The 18,244-nt window shown below is 45.1% G+C and carries 16 protein-coding genes; 10 read left to right on the top strand and 6 right to left on the bottom strand.

What is annotated here, in order from left to right; translation table 11 throughout:
* The first annotated feature begins 49 nt into the window (after nucleotides 1-49).
* From HBHAL_RS19575 to cls, 4 genes are all read left to right on the top strand, one after another.
* Complete coding sequence (locus HBHAL_RS19575) at nucleotides 50-1,312, top strand: MFS transporter (RefSeq protein WP_041601475.1); 1,263 nt, start codon at nucleotides 50-52, stop codon at nucleotides 1,310-1,312.
* Complete coding sequence (locus HBHAL_RS19570) at nucleotides 1,266-1,892, top strand: TetR/AcrR family transcriptional regulator (RefSeq protein WP_014645265.1); 627 nt, start codon at nucleotides 1,266-1,268, stop codon at nucleotides 1,890-1,892. Before HBHAL_RS19575 ends, HBHAL_RS19570 begins: the two co-directional genes overlap by 47 nt.
* 161 nt (nucleotides 1,893-2,053) lie before the next feature.
* Complete coding sequence (locus HBHAL_RS19565) at nucleotides 2,054-2,425, top strand: VOC family protein (protein WP_014645264.1); 372 nt, start codon at nucleotides 2,054-2,056, stop codon at nucleotides 2,423-2,425.
* A 248-nt stretch (nucleotides 2,426-2,673) separates the two neighbouring features.
* Nucleotides 2,674-4,176 (top strand): cardiolipin synthase, encoded by a 1,503-nt coding sequence (gene cls / locus HBHAL_RS19560; protein WP_014645263.1) that lies wholly within the window; start codon nucleotides 2,674-2,676, stop codon nucleotides 4,174-4,176.
* A gap of 205 nt (nucleotides 4,177-4,381) precedes the next feature.
* On the opposite strand, the gene HBHAL_RS21635 is transcribed toward cls, so the two are convergent.
* The 3 genes from HBHAL_RS21635 to HBHAL_RS19550 all read right to left on the bottom strand — a co-directional run bounded on the left by HBHAL_RS21635 (nucleotide 4,382) and on the right by HBHAL_RS19550 (nucleotide 5,692).
* Nucleotides 4,382-4,561: a hypothetical protein gene (locus HBHAL_RS21635; protein ID WP_158512393.1), complete on the bottom strand. Its 180-nt coding sequence runs from the start codon at nucleotides 4,559-4,561 to the stop codon at nucleotides 4,382-4,384.
* Nucleotides 4,562-4,627: 66 nt separating this feature from the next.
* Entirely contained in the window at nucleotides 4,628-4,810 is a 183-nt protein-coding gene (locus HBHAL_RS19555; RefSeq protein ID WP_014645260.1) for a hypothetical protein, read from the bottom strand.
* A gap of 48 nt (nucleotides 4,811-4,858) precedes the next feature.
* Nucleotides 4,859-5,692 (bottom strand): type II toxin-antitoxin system SpoIISA family toxin, encoded by an 834-nt coding sequence (locus HBHAL_RS19550; RefSeq protein ID WP_014645259.1) that lies wholly within the window; start codon nucleotides 5,690-5,692, stop codon nucleotides 4,859-4,861.
* 410 nt (nucleotides 5,693-6,102) lie between these two features.
* On the opposite strand from HBHAL_RS19550, the gene HBHAL_RS19545 reads away from it, so the two are divergent.
* Both HBHAL_RS19545 and HBHAL_RS19540 read left to right on the top strand, forming a co-directional pair.
* Nucleotides 6,103-7,038 (top strand): aldo/keto reductase, encoded by a 936-nt coding sequence (locus HBHAL_RS19545; RefSeq protein WP_014645258.1) that lies wholly within the window; start codon nucleotides 6,103-6,105, stop codon nucleotides 7,036-7,038.
* 201 nt (nucleotides 7,039-7,239) lie between these two features.
* The gene (locus HBHAL_RS19540) at nucleotides 7,240-8,742 is read left to right on the top strand and encodes a malate:quinone oxidoreductase (RefSeq protein ID WP_014645257.1); all 1,503 of its coding nucleotides are present in this window, start codon (nucleotides 7,240-7,242) and stop codon (nucleotides 8,740-8,742) included.
* 708 nt (nucleotides 8,743-9,450) lie between these two features.
* Here HBHAL_RS19540 and HBHAL_RS19535 read toward each other — a convergent pair.
* Nucleotides 9,451-10,287 carry a MurR/RpiR family transcriptional regulator gene (locus tag HBHAL_RS19535; protein ID WP_014645256.1) on the bottom strand — a complete coding sequence of 279 codons (837 nt, stop codon included), beginning with the start codon at nucleotides 10,285-10,287 and terminating at the stop codon, nucleotides 9,451-9,453.
* 171 nt (nucleotides 10,288-10,458) lie between these two features.
* On the opposite strand from HBHAL_RS19535, the gene HBHAL_RS19530 reads away from it, so the two are divergent.
* The 4 genes from HBHAL_RS19530 to HBHAL_RS19515 are packed head-to-tail and all read left to right on the top strand — an operon-like array spanning nucleotide 10,459 to nucleotide 14,623.
* Nucleotides 10,459-11,334: a hypothetical protein gene (locus HBHAL_RS19530; protein ID WP_014645255.1), complete on the top strand. Its 876-nt coding sequence runs from the start codon at nucleotides 10,459-10,461 to the stop codon at nucleotides 11,332-11,334.
* Nucleotides 11,331-13,040, top strand: a complete 1,710-nt coding sequence (locus HBHAL_RS19525) for an ABC transporter ATP-binding protein (RefSeq protein WP_014645254.1) — start codon at nucleotides 11,331-11,333, stop codon at nucleotides 13,038-13,040. The genes HBHAL_RS19530 and HBHAL_RS19525 overlap by 4 nt, the downstream gene beginning before the upstream one ends.
* Nucleotides 13,027-13,851 (top strand): energy-coupling factor transporter transmembrane component T family protein, encoded by an 825-nt coding sequence (locus tag HBHAL_RS19520; protein WP_014645253.1) that lies wholly within the window; start codon nucleotides 13,027-13,029, stop codon nucleotides 13,849-13,851. The genes HBHAL_RS19525 and HBHAL_RS19520 overlap by 14 nt, the downstream gene beginning before the upstream one ends.
* Nucleotides 13,852-13,873: 22 nt before the next feature.
* The gene (locus HBHAL_RS19515; RefSeq protein ID WP_014645252.1) at nucleotides 13,874-14,623 is read left to right on the top strand and encodes a PHP domain-containing protein; all 750 of its coding nucleotides are present in this window, start codon (nucleotides 13,874-13,876) and stop codon (nucleotides 14,621-14,623) included.
* 963 nt (nucleotides 14,624-15,586) lie between these two features.
* On the opposite strand, the gene HBHAL_RS19510 is transcribed toward HBHAL_RS19515, so the two are convergent.
* Together HBHAL_RS19510 and HBHAL_RS19505 are read right to left on the bottom strand one after the other, a co-directional pair.
* Complete coding sequence (locus HBHAL_RS19510; protein WP_014645251.1) at nucleotides 15,587-16,405, bottom strand: C40 family peptidase; 819 nt, start codon at nucleotides 16,403-16,405, stop codon at nucleotides 15,587-15,589.
* 259 nt (nucleotides 16,406-16,664) lie between these two features.
* On the bottom strand, nucleotides 16,665-18,113 hold the full coding sequence (locus HBHAL_RS19505; protein WP_014645250.1) for a lipase/acyltransferase domain-containing protein: 1,449 nt from the start codon (nucleotides 18,111-18,113) through the stop codon (nucleotides 16,665-16,667).
* Between the last annotated feature and the right edge of the window lie 131 nt (nucleotides 18,114-18,244).

The following is an 18,244-nucleotide window of genomic DNA, read 5'->3' as shown; positions in this document are numbered from 1 at the left end:
TACCAAATCAAAACGACACGAATGTCTTTTTAGGGAGAGGGGCACGTACATGCAGCGTTTATTGAAAAACAAAGGGTACATCACCTTGATGTCCGCCCAGGCGATCTCAAGCATCGGCGACTGGCTCAGCATCGTCGCTATCATTTCGCTGGTCGGCTTGAAATGGGAAGCTTCACCGCTTGAGGTTTCGTTCGTATTTCTATGCTTAGCGGTGCCGATGGCGTTGTTTGGCCCGGCTGCCGGTATGGTAGCTGACCGTTTCAGCCGGAAAACGCTGATGATTGTTTCGGATGTAGTCAGGGCGGTTTTGATTCTTCTTTTAACCGTGGCTTCATCGCTCTGGATGGTCTATGCCACGCTTCTCGCGGTCGGGATTTTTTCCTCGCTGTTCATTCCAGCGAAAAACGGGAAGCTGAAGGAAATCGTGGCAGAGGAAGATATGAAAGGGGCGATGTCGATTACCTCGATGATCGATTCGTCGACTAAAATTCTCGGTCCGCTTGTGAGTGGCTTGCTTGTGACGGTATTCGGTGCCCAGCAGGTATTCATGATCGACTCAGCCACCTTCGCGGTTTCGGCGGTGATCCTGCTGTTTATTCCGAACGCCGTCCATGATCAATTATCGAAAAGTGAAGCTGCGCAGGAGTCCTTTAAGAAGGAATTCGCACTAGGATTTTCTTTTATCAAATCAAGCCGCTTCATGATGGTTGGTTTGACACTTGTGGGACTCAGCCTGTTGATTCTCCAAATGGCCGATTCACAACTGATCGTCCTGATCAGAGAGCTGACCTATGCCTCTCCTGATTTATTCGGGTACCTTGTGACAGGATCGGGTCTCGGGATGTTCACAGCTGGCTTTTTACTAACGAAAAAAACCGACTACAACCCCTATCCACTCATGCTCCTCGGAGTATGTGGGATCGGCGCGAGCTTTGGCATGATGGGTGTCCTTGCCCATTACGACCTTGGTTATTCCATCCTCTGGGGGCCGGGACTCGGATTCACGGCCGGCTTCTCAGCGAGCCTGATTTTCGTCCCTTTCCAGGCGACCGTCCAAGTCCACACGCCTGTCCATATGACGGGCCGCGTGTTCGGCGTTCTCAACAGCGTGATGACAACGGCGACGATCATTGGTCCGCTGCTTGGAGGGTGGATCGCGACGATCATCGGAGTGGTTCCGACGTTTACGATTACGGCGAGCCTTCTCGTCCTGGTATCACTGATTGGATTTCTGACAAAACGAAAAGTAGAGCGAGGGAATGCAGATGTCTCCACGAGTAAGCAAAGAGCACCTGAAGCAACGACGAGCTGACATTATGGAGGCCGCAACCAGCGTCTTTATCGAGCATGGCTATGAACATACGACGATGAAGCACGTCATGGAAGCCGCCAATGTCAGCCGGGGCGGGCTTTATCAATACTTTTCCAACAAAGAGGATCTGTTCGAAGCGATTCTGGAAGAAGGACTTAGTCAGGAAGCGGAAGAGGCTGATTTTTCTCTTGAAGAATCAGCATCTCAGCACTGGACCCTGCTCATGGAGCTGATGTTCGGGGAAGGTGGAAGTCCGGATACGAATATGGACCCGCTCGCCCCGAGCAAGCTCGAATTCTTCATCACCGGCCGCAACGATGAACGTCGTCGTGCCTATGGGGAGAAGCGGTATGAGATAGGACTGAGCATTTACGACGAAATCATTAAAGCCGGTCAGGAAGCCGGAGAGTTCAGCGACCGCTATGATAGCGAGTTGTTAGCGAGATCGATTATTACGTTTGTAGATGGTCTGGCGCTTGACCATGCCATTCTGCCTGAGGAAAAGGTGAGAGTGAAGGAGCAGTCGGAGTTGTTTGTCGAGTATTTAAAGATGGCGCTGGATGTATCCTCCTCTTCATGAGGGGGATTTTTATTTGGGCTTGTGGGTATTTGCTTATAGGCCGCTTCCATTTAGGACAAATATAGTAAGGAAACTTTTGCAGATGGAGAACGTGAAAAAGGACTTTTACCCAATAAAAGCGAACCTATCTAAGTACAAATAAATATCCAGGAGGGATTTTTATGCGTTTAGGTGCTTTTTCTATAAGTTTAAGTGTGAAAGACATTCATACATCGAAAGCCTTTTATGAAAAGCTGGGATTTGAAGTATTCGGGGGTGACATTACGCAAAATTGGCTGATGATGAAGAATGAAAACAGTGTCATTGGTCTGTTTCAGGGAATGTTTGAAGACAACATCATAACGTTCAATCCTGGCTGGAATCAGAATGCCGAAGATGTGAATCCATTTACAGATGTGCGGGAAATCCAGAAGCATCTTAAGGAACACGGAGTGAACCTGGTATCTGAAGCTGACGAAACCACGGAAGGGCCGGAAAACATTACTATGGTAGACCCTGATGGAAACCCGATCCTGATCGATCAGCACCGCTAGTTTCAGGGATTTTTATAGTGAAATGACAAAGAGAAGTTGCCGCGGGTGAAGATCTGCCCTGTGGTCATTTCACAAAAAACACGTCATAGTACGTGTTTTTTTATTGGTTTTTAGACTGTAGCATCGGGAACTAAACAGCGTCCCTATTTTTCCTTCTACACCAATGTTTACTTGCTATTTCTAAAGGGTAATTTGCAGATGTATTATAGGAAGATTTACACGGAGAAAAAGAGGGAGACGTTCACGTAATGAAGCAAATGAGACAAATCGTTTTCATTCTACTACTCGGCATTACATTTTATCTGACGTTATTCAGCGAGCAGCCCTTTCCGATCAGGGTATCGGCCGCCGCTGTTTATATAGTAATCATAGTATCTGTCTGTTATGTACTGATTTTGGAAAATCGTTCGCCCCACAAAACACTATTATGGCTCTATTCGATCCTATTTTTCCCGGTGGTAGGTTACGTTTTCTTTGTCTATTCAGGGCAATTACAGGTCAGAGGGCATTTATTCGAAAGTAAAAGAGAGGATAACCAAAGATATTTAGATTCTTCTATCGATAAAAACACATCTAGTGGCTGGAATCAGCTGACCAGTGAGGAGCAGTTTATTTCCAATAGAATCGAAGCGGAATCAGGTTTTCCGATTAGTTTCTCTTCTGAAGTATCCGTCTTAAAAGATGGGGACGAGACGTTTCCTGCTATTAAAGAACGTTTACGGGAAGCCACAGAATACATTCATATGGAGTACTATACCTTTCGAGATGACCAGATTGGCCAGGAGATTATCGATATTCTGAAGGAAAAAGCGGAACAGGGTCTTGAGGTTAAGGTCATTTTTGATGCGGCCGGCAGTATTGGAATGTCCGGGAATGCGAAGCGCAGTATGAAAAAAGCTGGTGTCGACATGGCTTGTTTTCATTCTATAACAAGTGGATTCTTCACTCAGAAGATTAATTTCCGCACCCATCGGAAAATTATTGTAGTCGATGGCGACACTGCGTTTGTCGGCGGCCTAAATATCGGTGATGAATATCTTGGACGACATCCTAAAATCGGTTTCTGGCGGGATACGCACCTGAAAGTAAAAGGAGAATCCATACGAAGTCTCCAGACGATTTTCATGATTGACTGGTCCTATTTGAAAAATGAGACCCTGGGTCTGGATACGTACACGCCTGTTCAGAATAAGGAGGAGTACTCTGGCGGGGTACAGATACTGGGCAGTGGTCCTGACGCCAATCAGGGCATGATTGCGGAGCTTTATTTCGATATGATTGCGACCGCTAAGCATTCTGTGTGGATCGCTACGCCTTACTTCGTGCCGGATAAGGACATTCGTACGGCCCTGTCCATGGCGGCGAAGAAAGGGGTCGAGGTTAAATTGATGGTGCCCGAGATCAGTGATGGTTATTTACCGAAATATGCCACCCGGTCTTATTTTGCTCAATTCCTCAATAAAGGAATTGAGATTTATCAGTATCAAAAAGGGTTTATGCACCAGAAAATTATGATTGTAGATGGTCGGTCTGCGTCAATCGGGACGGCTAACGTCGATTTTAGAAGCCTGAATTTAAATTTCGAAGTGAATGCCTTCTTATTCCGGACTTCAAGCGTGCAGAGTCTGATCGATAACTATAAACATGATATGGAGAACAGCCATAAAGTGGATGCAGAAGCTTTTCAAAATAGAGGGATATGGGTGCGAACCAAGGAATCTTTTGCTCGTTTATTTTCACCTGCTTTGTAGTAGTGGCATAGATGATCGGAGTATATGAAAAGAGCTTCCATGAAAGTGGAAGCTCTTTTTTTAATACGGATACTGGATGAGGTTCTTCAATTAGAATCGCCGCTTTTTTATTAGGAGGGATTTTGAAAGAAAAAGCTGCTTCCTAAGACAAAGTTAAGGGGGTTTATTGTGTTACCCAGTCATAAACCGTTTGTAAATCTATCTATCAACCAAATCTTCCTTTATACGCTAGAATCTTTTTCATGGCTTCTTTATGGAGCTTGGCCATTTTTGAATTAGCCAACGTTTCTTCTGAAAAATGAGTAATGCCACGCTTGAATTTTTCAATTCGTTTGGGATCTTTAGCCATTGGGCTTGATCTCCCTTCTCCCTTGTTTTTACTCATTCTATTCAAAGGACAGGAAATCTATACAAAAAAACAGGGTGCTTATTGAGGCACCCTGTTTGTACTCTATCGATTCAGATACGACATTACTTTTTTATTCAGTCTTTCAAGTTCTTTGGTCGTTTTACTTTTGGAATGCTCCGATAACGTAGTCACTTGTCCTTCCCTGGAGAAGCGGGCATGGCGATTGTTAGCACCTTTCACAACTTTGCCTCTAATTTTTGTTTTCTGAGGAAGTTTGATATTCATAGTAAGCCCTCCTTTTACAAGTGTTCTTACACTTATTATAACACATAGCTAACGATACAGGTGATACAGGTTGGTTAGATTAACGATATGAAGAGCGTCTATTTCTAATACTTCCCCGCGTTCACTCTTCAAAACTATTAAATAGTGCTCTTTCTGGTTGATCACGGGAACAATCATGCTTTCTTCCTCTATTAAAGAAACCACTTCATATTGAAGCAGGTAATCGGCATATTCCTCTTTATGATTTCCCATCTCAAAATTATGAGTGGCTTCAATGGTGTCCAACTGTCTTAAAATAGCTTCATATACAGGCTGGACTTCTTCATATTCATATTTTTCTTCTTCACTCATTGTTTCCCATCCAGGATTATACTCAGGCGGAGACACTTCCAAGGGAGACACTTGAACAGATATACCATATAGATCTGTGTACTCTTTTAGGTACCTTTCAATATCTCTAGCGCGACTTAGCATCGGAAAGTAATCCTCTGGAAAATAGTTATGTGCATTTTGAATCATGGCTGACATGGTTTCAACACGTCGGTAATTTGCTTTTCGCACCTTTTCATATGTCAGAATAATGTTTTGCAAATCGTTATTGTGTTCAAACTCTGCTTTCCATAGCTTCATAATGCTTGGAGTTAGTAATAACGCTAAATCCATAAATATTATGATAGTCGTAAGTGTTAAGATGAACGGCCAATTAGATAGATGTGTCTCTCTCACCAACAGTCCTACAGCGAGTGCACTCACAAAAAGAGTGTACAAAGTCTTTCTAATTTTCGTTAAAGACAACCAATATTTCTGTTGATCCCATAAGAAAAATAGATAGTTTCCTATAGTAAAAACCAATAACGCCCCTACAAAGAAATTAAAAGCCAAGTCATCCTCTCCCCTCCATTTTAAAGATCTACTGATTCGTCTGTTTTACATATCAGCTCCGCCTCCTCATGTATCGAAAGGTAGTAAGTTAATTCTATTTTACCATTCCAGAGATTGGAACTCTGTTTAAAAAGAAAAACAACCCTATCCATAAGAATGATAGAGTTGTCGAAGCAACTGAACTCTAGGCTGTCCGTGCTTTTTCTAAAAGAGTCTAAGGATTCTTATAGAACTCTTATGACAGCGGTGCATCATCTTCCTATTAGAATTTGTTCGTTCTTGGGTGTAAACTGTCTGTGGAAGGTTTATTCCTATTCATTCGTCGAATAAGAACGCATAAGAAACATCGATCTATTTTACTTAATCCGTACCTTGAACTTAAAAATGAAACAGAGAAGGTGAAAACCAAATTGAAAACACGCAGCTTAGGTAGTACAGGAATTCAAGTGTCCGAAGTTGGTTTTGGAGCGTGGCAATTAGGTAATGAGAAAGACTGGGGAAAGATGTCCGATCATGAAGCCATCGATTTAGTGAAGGCAGCTATGGATTCGGGCTGCAATTTCTTTGATACCGCTCCTAATTATGGCGCGGGTAAAAGTGAGGAACTGCTGGGACAAGCTCTTAAAGGAAAAAGAGATCAGGTGGTCATTAGCAGTAAATGCGGCCATCATCCCAATGATGAACAAAACTTTGATCCTGAAAAAATGATAGCATCTGTAGAAGATAGTTTACGAAGGTTACAGACGGATTATCTGGATAGTCTTCTCCTGCATAATCCTCCTTTCTCCTCTCTTCATGGAAATAGTCCGCAGTTTGAGGTATTACAAAAACTGAAAGACGAGGGAAAGATCAGAGCGTTTGGGGCTTCGGTCGATACAGGAAAAGAGATGGCTGAACTATTGAACCACACGGAGAGTCAGGTCATTGAGGTGATGTTCAACCTGTTTCATCAAGAGCCGGCGGCCGCCATGGAATCCGCTCATCATCAAGGGGTTGGCGTCATTACCAAGGTTCCGCTAGATTCTGGTTGGCTTACCGGAAAGTACGATGCCAACAGTACTTTTAGTGGAATCAGAAGCAGGTGGAGTGCAGAGGAAATCGAAAGAAGAGGAACGTTAGTCGAACAAGTTCGTCGTATTGTAGGGAATGACTACTCGATGGTACAGGCAGCCCTGCGATTTATTCTTTCGTACAAAGAAGTGTCCGTCATCATTCCTGGAGCTAAAAATATTCCGCAATTAAACCACAATCTGAGTGCCTCAGAAGGTGTCCTTCCCATGCAAATGGTTAACGAATTAAAAGATTTTTGGGAAGAAGAAATCAAGGATTCCAGGCTGACGTGGTAATGGGAGGGGACCATGGAATCCCTTACCGGATAATTGAACCTTTTTTTACCAGTTATGAATCATGTATAATGGGTAAGGAAGCATGACTTTTTCACTGTTAAAGCGTTATCATATAGGTAGCTAGTAAATGATCATTGGAGAGGCGCGACTGAATACCGCTCGCAGCTTCTCTGCAAAACTCAGGAATAAGGATGGTTAACAATGACCAACAGAGAAACGAGTAAGGATGTCGTCCTGATCGGCGCCGGCATCATGAGTGCCACATTAGGATCGCTTCTGAAAGAATTAGCACCCGATTGGAATATTAAAGTGTTTGAAAAGCTTGATAAGACAGGTGGAGAAAGCTCGAACGTATGGAATAACGCCGGGACGGGCCATGCGGCACTTTGTGAACTCAATTACACAAAAGAGCAGAGCGATGGATCGATCGATATCAGTAAAGCGATTAAAATCAATGAACAGTTCCAGATTACGAAGCAGTATTGGTCCTACCTCCTAAGCAAAGGCTACATCCATAACCCGGAAGAATTCGTGCGCTCCCTGCCTCATATGAGTCTCGTACACGGCAGAGACAACATTAACTTTTTGAAAAAGCGTTATGAAACGATGACCGATCATCCACTATTTAAGGGGATGGAATTTTCCGAGGATCCGGAAAAGCTGAAGGAATGGATTCCGCTGATTATGAAGAACCGCACGCTGGATGAGCCGGTGGCGGCGACTCGAATGGAAACCGGAACCGATGTAAACTTCGGAACCTTAACCGAGAAGATGTTTGATCACTTGGAAAGCCAGGACGTTCAATTGCACTATAATCAGCGCGTGGACGATGTGAAACGTGCAGATGATGGCTCGTGGATGGTCAAAGTCCAGCATATGGACAGCGATCAAACGGCGCTTCATTCCGCTGATTTCGTCTTTGTCGGCGGCGGTGGCGGCAGTCTGCATCTGCTGCAGAAATCCGGTGTGCCTGAAGGAAAAGGCTTCGGCGGTTTTCCGGTAAGCGGACAGTTCATGGTCTGTAACAATCCGGAAGTGGCGAAGCAGCATGAGGCGAAAGTCTATGGCAAGGCGGCAGCAGGGGCTCCTCCGATGTCTGTACCGCATTTGGATACGAGGTACATCGATAATGAGCAGTCGCTGTTGTTCGGCCCGTTTGCCGGCTTCTCACCGAAGTTCCTAAAAGCGGGTTCGCTCGCTGATTTATTCACGTCCATTAAAATAAGTAATATCCTGACGATGCTTGCGGCCGGCGTGAAGGAAATATCGCTGACGAAATACTTGATCGGGCAGGTCCTGCAGACGAAAGAACAGCGGATGGAAGCGCTGCGCGAATTTATCCCAGATGCGAAAAGCGAGGATTGGGACCTTGTTGTCGCAGGCCAGCGTGTGCAGGTGATTAAAGATACCGAGGAAGGCGGCAAAGGCACGCTGCAGTTTGGTACCGAGATTGTGAATAGTGCCGATGGATCGATTGCGGCTCTGCTTGGTGCTTCACCGGGCGCTTCTACGGCGGTGCATGTCATGATGGACGTGCTTGATCGATGCTTCCCGCAATATATGGATGAATGGGAGCCGAAGCTTACGGAAATGGTTCCTTCTTACGGGAAATCGCTGAGTGAGCATCAGGATCTTCTGAACGAAATCCACAGCTCCACGGCGAGAACGCTTGGGCTCAAGGAAAAAGAACCGGTCCATCAGTAATTCGCAGCATCAATAAGGTTAGGGTACTAAAAAAAGGATGATCTCTGCTTCAGGCAGGGGTCATCCTTTTTTATATTTTGGATCTGTTAAACTTCTGTGTTGATTTAATAGTAATGCTCCCGATACTGGAAGACTTGATTTCGAGATATTGGTTATGAGGAAGGTCCTTCGGGGGACGACTTCGCTTTCCGCGGGCATGTGCTGAGCCTCCTCAGTCTTCGACTTCCGGGGTCTCACCGATCATGTTCATCCCGCAGGAGTCTACATTGTCCCCCTCCGGACCTGGCCGAATCTGAGACTCGAAACCACTTCATACACGGTTTGCTTGGTGAGAAAAAAGCATGGGATGAGGCGTGTATTTTCATGCTAGCACGATGTGGAAAAGCTTGTCATAGAAGCATTTAGGACCTATTTAGAAGGAAAGCATTCACTTTTCTGAAAGGGTCCGTTATTCTCCCGTAGCTGGGTTGGTGGGGAAATGGCGAGACTCCCATGGGAGAAGGAACTAGGTGAGATCCCGCAGGGAGTGAAACGAGCGAGGAAGCTCACCGTTCCCCATAGGAAAGCGAGTTATTTCCCCACCAGCCCACCCTCCTCATATTGTAACGGACCCAAGATATCTCGAAACTGAGTCTTCAACTAACCGGCCCTATTGTGTAATAAGCCTCTTATGAATAATCAACAATAAACTTTAACAGATCCATAATTTTACTTCGGTATTAAATGCTTATACGTTTTTCGTAAGTCACTTAATGTTTTTAAACGTTCCAGTGATACTTCCTCTAATTCCAGCCCCACGCCCATCACCATGGCCTCGAGAACAGCGACGGGGGCCACCATCGTATGGAATTCCCACATTTCCCCGCGGTGTGTGTAAAGCGAATAGTCTACATACTCATGCATGTTCGAAACCAATTGATCGGTAATTAATATAATTTTCATTCCCAGGGAATTGGCATGTTCAAATAAGGCCTGGGTTTCAGCAAGCATCTCGACAAATTGAAAAACGATCAGGGTCGAAGCTGAGGACATGTGCAGCATCGATTCGTAGACTTCAAATCCGCTTTTAGCGATCCGTTCGATCCGAATACCAAACCGTTTCAGCCGAAATTCTAGTAGATCCCCAAGTCCCTCCGATGAAGCGGGTGCGTAAATATATACGTCTGAAGCGGTGCAGATCGTCTGAATCGCTTTTTGCATATGTTCTTTGTTCAGATGGTTGCCAGTCTGAACCAGATTTTTAAAATGATGTTCAATCAGTCGATTCAAGATGTGATCTTCATCCATCTGCTCGGCGAAGTTCTTAAATTTATTCTCCGGGGTCACTTCGATCCGGCCCTTCATCACCTGCTTGAAATCCTTGAAATTCGTAAAGCCGATAAGCGGCCAGAACCTTGATACCGTGGGGACGCTGACCCCCGATTTATCGGCTATTTCCTTTTCCGTGTGATAAACGATGGACGTTCCCTCTTTTTCCACCACATCGGCGATTCTTCTCTGCTTCGGAGTTAAGTGAACTCCTTCCAGTGAAAATAATGACTCCATATCCACCCCTCCCTCGTGAAGTATAACCCGATTTCTTTTTCGTTTGAAAAAAAACTTTCATTCTTATAAAAATGTTTACTTTATTTACAAACCTTTATAGAAAAGCGGGGAAGTCCATTTACGTTTGTTTCTTACCATAAGAATTAGAAAAATATTAGGGAGGTCATTCACATGAACCAATTAAACCGTGAGCAGTATTCGCAGTCTCAGAAGATGATGATTTTTATTTTATCGATGTCTTTGTTTGGACTGGCTAATTTATTCACAGAGCTGCTGCCTGAATTTGTAATAGGTCCTGTAGAAATTTCCGTTTCGTATCTTGCCTTTATTCCTTTGTCATTAGTTATGCTTTTTCACCCTTTATATGCAGCAGTAGGAGCTTCTGTAGGCGAAATTATTTTTGGGGATTTACTGTTAGGTGATTTTGGTGGACTTGGAGAATTAGAAGGTTTTATTCAATTTACACTCGCCATGTACATTGCTGGTCTGCTGGTAACCAATCTTAAAAGTAAGAAGCAGATCGGTATTGCAGCGCTTGTCGGGATTGCCATTGATCAAATGCTAAGTACGATCGTCGATGTGGGTAAGGTCTGGTTTGGCATTGAAGAAGTAGAAGCCGTGCCTGGATTGCCGGAATCGATCCTCGCGATTGAGGGACTCAGCTTCCTGACAGAAATGATAATTTCCGGCATTATTTTTGGTCTGATTCCTACCTTGTATTTAATTCCCAGATTATATGGAAAAATTGAACCTCTGCTCGGAATTAAGCCTCGTGAAGGTCGCGTGAAAGCTTCTATGACGGGATGGTTGTCGGTAAGGTTTGTCATCCTCGCGATTTTCCTCACCTTCGTTGGAATCGTGGCCGAATTTATGGCAGAGATGGATATTAACTTCGCCGTATGGGAGCCTGAGTTCTTAGAACAGTTTGGAGAAGGGTATATTTGGCTGCCGATTTCTGCTGCCGCTATCATCTTCGTTGTAGCAGTATCGATCGCGGTGAAAATGATGGGGTCTTCCAGCCAGCGTAAGGCAGGGAAGTCAGCATGAAGGAACCCATCATTACGATCGATCAAGTATCTTTTAAATATCCTGGAGGCACGGATTGGGTCCTCCAGGATTCCTCTCTTACCGTGAATAAGGGAGAATTTCTAGCGATTATCGGTGGCAATGGAAGCGGCAAGTCCACCTTATGTAAAACCATCAATGGGCTGATTCCGCATTATTATACCGGGGACTTCGAAGGCTCCGTTTCTGTAGACGGAATTAATATGTATGAATCTGCTGTCGCTGTGTTGAGTCAGAAAGTAGGTTATGTGTATCAGGATTTCGAGAACCAATTAATGCGTCCGACGGTATTTGAGGATGTCGTCTTTGCCCCTTTAAACTTCGGAGAACCTGATTTTAAAGAAAAAGCCGAATGGGCCCTGGATGTGCTGGGGTTAACGGATATTAAAGATAAAAGTATCTGGCAGCTTAGCGGTGGACAAAAGCACTTAACAGCGATCGCAGGCGTTTTAGCCTTAAATCCGGAGATCCTTATTATTGATGAGCCTGTCGCGCAGCTGGATCCGCATCATGCGAAGGAAATTTACGAGAAGTTAAAAATTCTTCAACAAGAGCATGGCAAGACCATTATCGTCATTGAACATCATACCGAATTCATCGCTGATTTCTGCTCGGATGTAGCGCTGCTCGATCAGGGAGGCGTGCTATGGAAGCATGATGTGAAAACCGGACTTCAACGGATTGACGATCTACTTGTCCGTCAGATCTTCCCGCCACAGGTGACCCAGGCGGCTGTTGGCGCCAGGAATCCGGAAAAAAACAGTCTGCCCATCACCATCAATGAAGCCGTGGACTACTTTGGGGGTTATAAAAGGAAGGATACAGGCAGAGAGAGGCGTGTTTCTGAAGTAAACGAAGATACAGAAGAAATCGTGAGTCTTGAGCATGTGAGCCACTATGCCAAGTCCCTGAAAAACCAGAAAATTACCATATTAGATGATCTTGATCTATCGATTAAAGAAAAAGAGCGGATTGCTTTAGTCGGTACGAACGGAGCCGGCAAGTCTACGCTGATGAAATGTCTGGCTGGAATTATCAAACCTTCAGAAGGCACAGGACATATTGGGCCGTGCGAGCTTGAAAAGACGTCACTCGAGAAACTATCACAGGTCGTAGCGTACGTGTTTCAAAATCCAGAAGAGATGTTTATCGAGGATAGCATATCGAAAGACTTATCCTTCTTTGCGGATTCAAGAGAACTGCAGATGGATGACTTCCTGCAGCAGCTGGTTACTTCTTTTCGTCTGGAAGAAGTGATTGAAAAAGACGGACGTTTACTGAGCGGCGGGCAGCAAAGAAGGTCCTCGTTAGCGATCGGGCTTGCGATTCAGCCTTCGCTGCTTATGTTAGACGAACCGACCGCAAGCCTTGATGTGAAAAGCCGTCAGGAGATGGTCAGAACCCTGCATCAAGTCAGCGAGCAAGTGAAAAGTGTCTTGATTGCTACCCACGATATGCAATTAGTCGCCGAGTGGGCCAGCCGGGTGATTGTTATGGATAAAGGAAAAATTGTCTTTGATGGGGCACCGGTGGACTTGTTTGCCAAGGAGCAGATTTGTGACCGGGCCGGATTAATTCCTCCTCAAATTGTTCAGCTTTCCAATCAGTTGATGTTAGATCCTGTAGCTTTATCCATCTCCGATTTTATGAACGATGTAGAAAGGGAGGAGAGCTATGGAGTTCGTTAGCCGCTTGAAGAAAACGTACAATTTAGAATGGATCAAACTGGAGTTATTGAAAACCGCTTTCGGTAAGAAAGATTCCTATATGGGAAAAAAAGACCCGAGATTAATTATTGTCTGGTATTTCATTGTCAGCCTGCTTCCCTGGTTTACGTTTAACCAGACGATTCTGGTAGGTCTGCTTGTCTATACGACGATTATTTCATTAGTTTCACGCGTCAGCCCCCTGATCATAGGTTTATTGACGATAGGGGTGATCGGAGAATTATTTTATATCCTCCTCTTAGTATTATTGTTCGGAGGGGAATGGGCTGCGTTTTCCTCCTTAATTACCTTCACGATGAAAATAACGATTATGTCGATCGCGAGTATTGCCGCCTTTGCCAGCATGGACCCGGAGAAGCTCAGTGATGCGTTACTAAGCTTCGGCGTCCCAGCCCAGTTCAGCTTCGCCGTATCGTATGGATACCGCATGCTTCCTATTTTATTAGATGAGTATCAGCAGATTATCCTTTCGTTCCGCTTAAGAGGGAAAGCGCCAGTGAACGGCGGCATCCTGAAGTGGAAAACCGTCTATTATTATTCCAAAATCGTCGTCAAAGCGTTCTATCCGATGATGCTGAACACTGCGAAGAAAACTCGTACAACAGTAGAAGCTTTAGAGGTCAAAGGGTTTTCTTATTCCCTTCATAACAAAGAAGCTAAGAAACAAAAGCTGTCACATCTGAAACTGACAACCCAGGATTATAGATTTTCTCTGCTTTCCATCGCTATCTTACTCGTAATCTACGCAGCAGGGAACTATTATCCATTATAAATAGAAAAGAAAGAGGGATCCGATGATGAATATTGATTTCCACACACACGCCAATTTATCCAAAAAAATCCCCGTATCTACGGAAGAATTTAAAGAAAAAATGGGATCAGCCCATGAAAATGGACTTGATGCTGTGGCCATTACCGAACATTTTAACGCAGAGAACTTTTTATCCTTTTATGAAGAAATGGAAGAGGTCTTTCCTTATCAAGGGGACCATTACCAGGTAGGTGAGTTAAAGGTTTTCCCTGGAATTGAAATTGATGTAAAAGAAACGGGCCACTTTTTAGTGGTGGGAGATCGTGACAGCATTAAGGCCATCAGAAAACGATTAATCGGTCACGAAGAGGAAGATCAGTTTATAAACGTGAAGGATTTAGTAGAATTTCTGGCTGACTATGATGTTCTTAAAATTGCGGCGCACCCTTATCGAGAATCTACTCCGTGGGTGCATCATGATGAGGAGATCCTGCGTCAATTTGATGCATTTGATATTAACGGCAAGGATTTATTCAAGTACGGCAAGACGATGAAACAGCGAGTAGAAAATCTAGGCAGACAGTATGACACGCCAGTAGTAGGCGGCAGTGACACGCACCAGTACCTGCAGTATGGATCGATCTACAATCGCTTCCCGGATTGTGATACCATTTCCGAGTTAAAAGACGCTCTTAGGAACCAGAACTATGAAACCGAAGTCTCTCCGTGTCTGGATACGAAAGTGCATTCAGCCAAAGTCGTGAAGAAGATGCTCAAAAAACAATCGTCTTAGGGTAAGCGCTAAGGAAGAGACTTTGTAAAAAAGTTATGGGTGATTTTTTATAAGAGGTTGATTACGTAATAGGGCCGTTTAGCTGAAGACTCAGTTTCGAGATAATTTGGATCCGTTATGTTGTTATGGAAAAGGGCTGGTGGGGAAATAACTCGCTTTCCTATGGGGGAACGGTGAGCTTCCTCGCTCGTTTCACTCCCTGCGGGATCTCACCTAGTTCCTTCTCCCATGGGAGTCTCGCCATTTCCCCACCAACCCAGCTGAGTGAGAATAACGGACCCTTCCATAAAAGTGAATGCTCTCCTTCTAAATAGGCCTTAATTGCTTATATGACAAGCTTTTTACATCGTTCTAGCATGAAAATACACTCCTTATCCCATGCTTATTCTCACCAAGCAGACAGGAGATTTAGTGGTTTCGAGTTTCTGATTCGGCCAGGTCCGGAGGGGGACGATGTAGACTCCTAGATTAAAAGCGGAAGCACCTTGGTCAGCGGCGTATGGACTGGACTGAGCTGGCGGAGATAAAGAAAACACGAAGAGCGGAGCGATTCGATGTTGCCTTATCGTACAGAAGTGAGGGAAGTCTCACTAGACGCTAGGTGCTGGAGCTGGATAGCTCTCCATGTCGTTTATGTTCTGATATTTGATTAAGACTAAAAAAGTGTAAGAACCGGATGAACATGATCGGTAAGATCCCGCAGGGCTGTCAAGCCCGAGGAGGCTCAGCACAAGGGATGTTCGACTAAGATCGCCACGTCCTGTGGCAACGTCGAACGACCCTGCGTCGTGCAGGGCCGGAAAGCGAAATCGTCCCCCGCAGTACCTAATTCTCTCAAAAGTCTCGAAACTGAGTCTTCAAGTAATGGGAGCTTTAGTGCAAATCAACTTGGAAATTTACTAGAGCTATGTAATCAAAAAGCTGACCCAAAGCTTCATGCAGGGGGTCAGCTTTTTCTAATTATTATTCAAAAGACTTCGTGCCTAAATAATGGTCCTGCCAGTAGTCATTCGTCAGATCGGCGTATTCAATACCGTCATTTCCTGCGTGAACGATCTTGTTATCCCCTACATAAATGCCGCTGTGAGAAGCGCCGTTTACATCATAGGTGTCTTCGAAAAAGACAAGATCCCCAACGTCCGGTGACTCGACGAATTCGCCGTTATTACTCCAATTCGCACGGTGCGTACGGGATAGGTCTATTCCGGCTTGCTCATAAGCATATTGAATGAAGCCGCTGCTGTCGAAACCGTCTGGTGTGGTACCGCCCCAGACATAAGGGACGCCGATGAGATCTTCGGCAACCTCAGCCACTTCGCTGGATTCGGAATCCACTTCTCCAGAAGCTGATACTTCTTCCTCAGGTGCTTCTTCTGCTTCCTGTTCATCTTGAGCTTCATCTTCATCAGTCTCTTTACCTGTATCTTCGGTGGATGATAGCGCGGCCATTGTATTCGGTCCCGCCAATCCATCTACCTTGAGACCTTGATCAGCTTGAAACTCTTCCACGGCGTCTTCGGTAATCGGGCCGAAAAGGCCGTCCAGGCTATATGTATAATAACCAAGCGATTGAAGTTTAGTTTGCAGAGCTTCTACACTTTCCCCTTGATCCCCTTTATGCAGGAAGGAAATTTCTGAAGACTCTTGAGCGTCACTTTCCTCTATTTGGTCTGGATTCGCCTGCGCAAATACACCCTGAGCTGCCATAGGCGAGAGGACGATGGTTGCGGCCATAGTGGATGAAACCACATATTTTCGTACGGATGATCTAGATTTATACATTCAAACTCCTCCTTGTTGTAAATTCCTGCGGACGTTGGGCAATAGAAGTTTGAAAGAGGGCTGTCTTGTGTATCTGATTTATGTACTTCCTGTCGTTTTGAAACGATGTATGTTGAATAGTGCGTGTCTTTCAAACTAATCCTTAGTCTAACAGAGAATTTTTCCAAGGAGGTTTCAGGGACATTAAGCTAAGATGATAATCATTTTACAAATATCTACAAAAGATTACAGGAGCGGAGAGGCCCTCGCTCCGCTCGCTTTAGTAGAGGTTACCGTGGTCATCTGCATAAATGGATTGAATGATGGTACGTCGAAAAGGCTGCTGGGCATAGCTTCCGTGAATATTCATCGTCATATTATACATACCTTCGCCGAGGTCGGGTACGTGGAAGTCGGTTTTGCTTACCTGACTGGCTTTCATATCGCTGAGCTGCAACTGGCCATTTTTGTAATAATCGATCGTTACATCGGTTTGAAACTCCAGGTTCTGAGCGTTGATTCTGAGCTTTCTGTCCTCGCTGGAAAGAGCCGTGCTGAGTAAATTATTGAGAGGGCTCGTAAAGGAGGCCGTCAATAAGTAATGCTCTTGCTGGAGGGAACTTGCTTCTAATGTCCACGCTCCTGGTTCAGGGTTCTCCTCGGCAAACGTATGGTGGTAAGCTCCTTCGAAAAAAGTAGTTTCATCATGAGTGGTGGTGAATTTCTCGTGTGTTCCGCCGCTCGGATCGGTGAGAATCAAACGGGTGGAAGCCTGAGCGGTTGCCCAGTTGACGGTCAGTTCCTGAACCCCTTTTTCCACATAGATGGTTTCTGTCTTCGTACCGGTAAATTCTCCGCCGCTTATATAATTGCTGGCAGCGGGCTCATGCACGCCATGGGCAGTGCTTGCGGCCTGGTGATTCGCCAATGATTCCACCTGCTCTTGTAAGTAAGGCGCAAACTTGTTGAAGGTGGCAGAACCTTCTTTAATGGTCGTGTGGTTCCAGTCACCGGCGCCGATGTCGGTTGCATACACTAACCGCGAGCTATTCACCGTCACGGCTCCATCATTGCTGCCGTAAGCACGTAAGTATAATCCGCCCCAGTATAAGGAGGTGCCGAAGCGGCCCCATTTCGTACCTGCTAAAGTATAAATCGGGGTTTGTAATACATTGGGCTGGCTGTCTGTTTCGGAGCGGAACTGGCTCATGTAGCCAGTTTGCAGGGAGTAGGTGGCTTCATTTTTACTTCCGAGTATATTCGCCAGCCAGCTGGCCCAGCGGCTGTAGGCTAAATCCGCTAGTTGCGAACCGTAATAAGGAGTGGCGAGCGTGATCATTCGTTCGATATAGGGATCGGCACCATAGTGAACGAGAGCGACCTGCGTATCAAGGCCACCTTTACTGTGGGCGACCACTACGATTTTTTCTCCAAAATGCTGGTAGATTTCCTTTATTTTTTGTGCGAGTAAAGCTCCGTTCTCCCACATGTTTCGGTCCGGATATACATCGATAAAGGCAGTTTCGTAGCCGTTCTCGTAAGCGGTCGCATACATGTCATTGCTCTCATACCAGGTGTCAGCGGATCGATTAAATCCGTGGACGAACAGGATCGGGCGTTTGGTTTCCGAGACGGGATTGGGGGTTTCACCGAGATACCATTCGCCGGGATTGCCAGAGGCTTTGTTTTGAAAAGCACCTGTATATCGAAGGGGAATCCTCTTTTTCATAGCTATCTCCTCTTTCATGAAGTTTTAGAGAGTTCATGAAGTTTGTCTTAGAAGGTTTCTATTTCTAGTATCGGGTGTGGAAGGGGAGAAGTGCAAGGAATTCCGTCTGACATTTTTCCTCATTAAAAAAG

This window comes from Halobacillus halophilus DSM 2266, from assembly GCF_000284515.1.
Taxonomy (GTDB): domain Bacteria; phylum Bacillota; class Bacilli; order Bacillales; family Halobacillaceae; genus Halobacillus; species Halobacillus halophilus.
The sequence above is the reverse complement of the archived record's forward strand: the minus strand, read 5'-3'. Positions and strand labels throughout refer to the sequence as shown.

Coding starts and splice junctions, on each gene's coding strand:
- HBHAL_RS19575 (WP_041601475.1), top strand. CDS start 50: ATGCAGCGTTTATTGAAAAACAAAGGGTACATCACCTTGATGTCCGCC.
- HBHAL_RS19570 (WP_014645265.1), top strand. CDS start 1,266: ATGTCTCCACGAGTAAGCAAAGAGCACCTGAAGCAACGACGAGCTGAC.
- HBHAL_RS19565 (WP_014645264.1), top strand. CDS start 2,054: ATGCGTTTAGGTGCTTTTTCTATAAGTTTAAGTGTGAAAGACATTCAT.
- cls (WP_014645263.1), top strand. CDS start 2,674: ATGAAGCAAATGAGACAAATCGTTTTCATTCTACTACTCGGCATTACA.
- HBHAL_RS21635 (WP_158512393.1), bottom strand. CDS start 4,561: ATGAGTAAAAACAAGGGAGAAGGGAGATCAAGCCCAATGGCTAAAGAT.
- HBHAL_RS19555 (WP_014645260.1), bottom strand. CDS start 4,810: ATGAATATCAAACTTCCTCAGAAAACAAAAATTAGAGGCAAAGTTGTG.
- HBHAL_RS19540 (WP_014645257.1), top strand. CDS start 7,240: ATGACCAACAGAGAAACGAGTAAGGATGTCGTCCTGATCGGCGCCGGC.
- HBHAL_RS19535 (WP_014645256.1), bottom strand. CDS start 10,287: ATGGAGTCATTATTTTCACTGGAAGGAGTTCACTTAACTCCGAAGCAG.
- HBHAL_RS19530 (WP_014645255.1), top strand. CDS start 10,459: ATGAACCAATTAAACCGTGAGCAGTATTCGCAGTCTCAGAAGATGATG.
- HBHAL_RS19525 (WP_014645254.1), top strand. CDS start 11,331: ATGAAGGAACCCATCATTACGATCGATCAAGTATCTTTTAAATATCCT.
- HBHAL_RS19520 (WP_014645253.1), top strand. CDS start 13,027: ATGGAGTTCGTTAGCCGCTTGAAGAAAACGTACAATTTAGAATGGATC.
- HBHAL_RS19515 (WP_014645252.1), top strand. CDS start 13,874: ATGATGAATATTGATTTCCACACACACGCCAATTTATCCAAAAAAATC.
- HBHAL_RS19510 (WP_014645251.1), bottom strand. CDS start 16,405: ATGTATAAATCTAGATCATCCGTACGAAAATATGTGGTTTCATCCACT.
- HBHAL_RS19505 (WP_014645250.1), bottom strand. CDS start 18,113: ATGAAAAAGAGGATTCCCCTTCGATATACAGGTGCTTTTCAAAACAAA.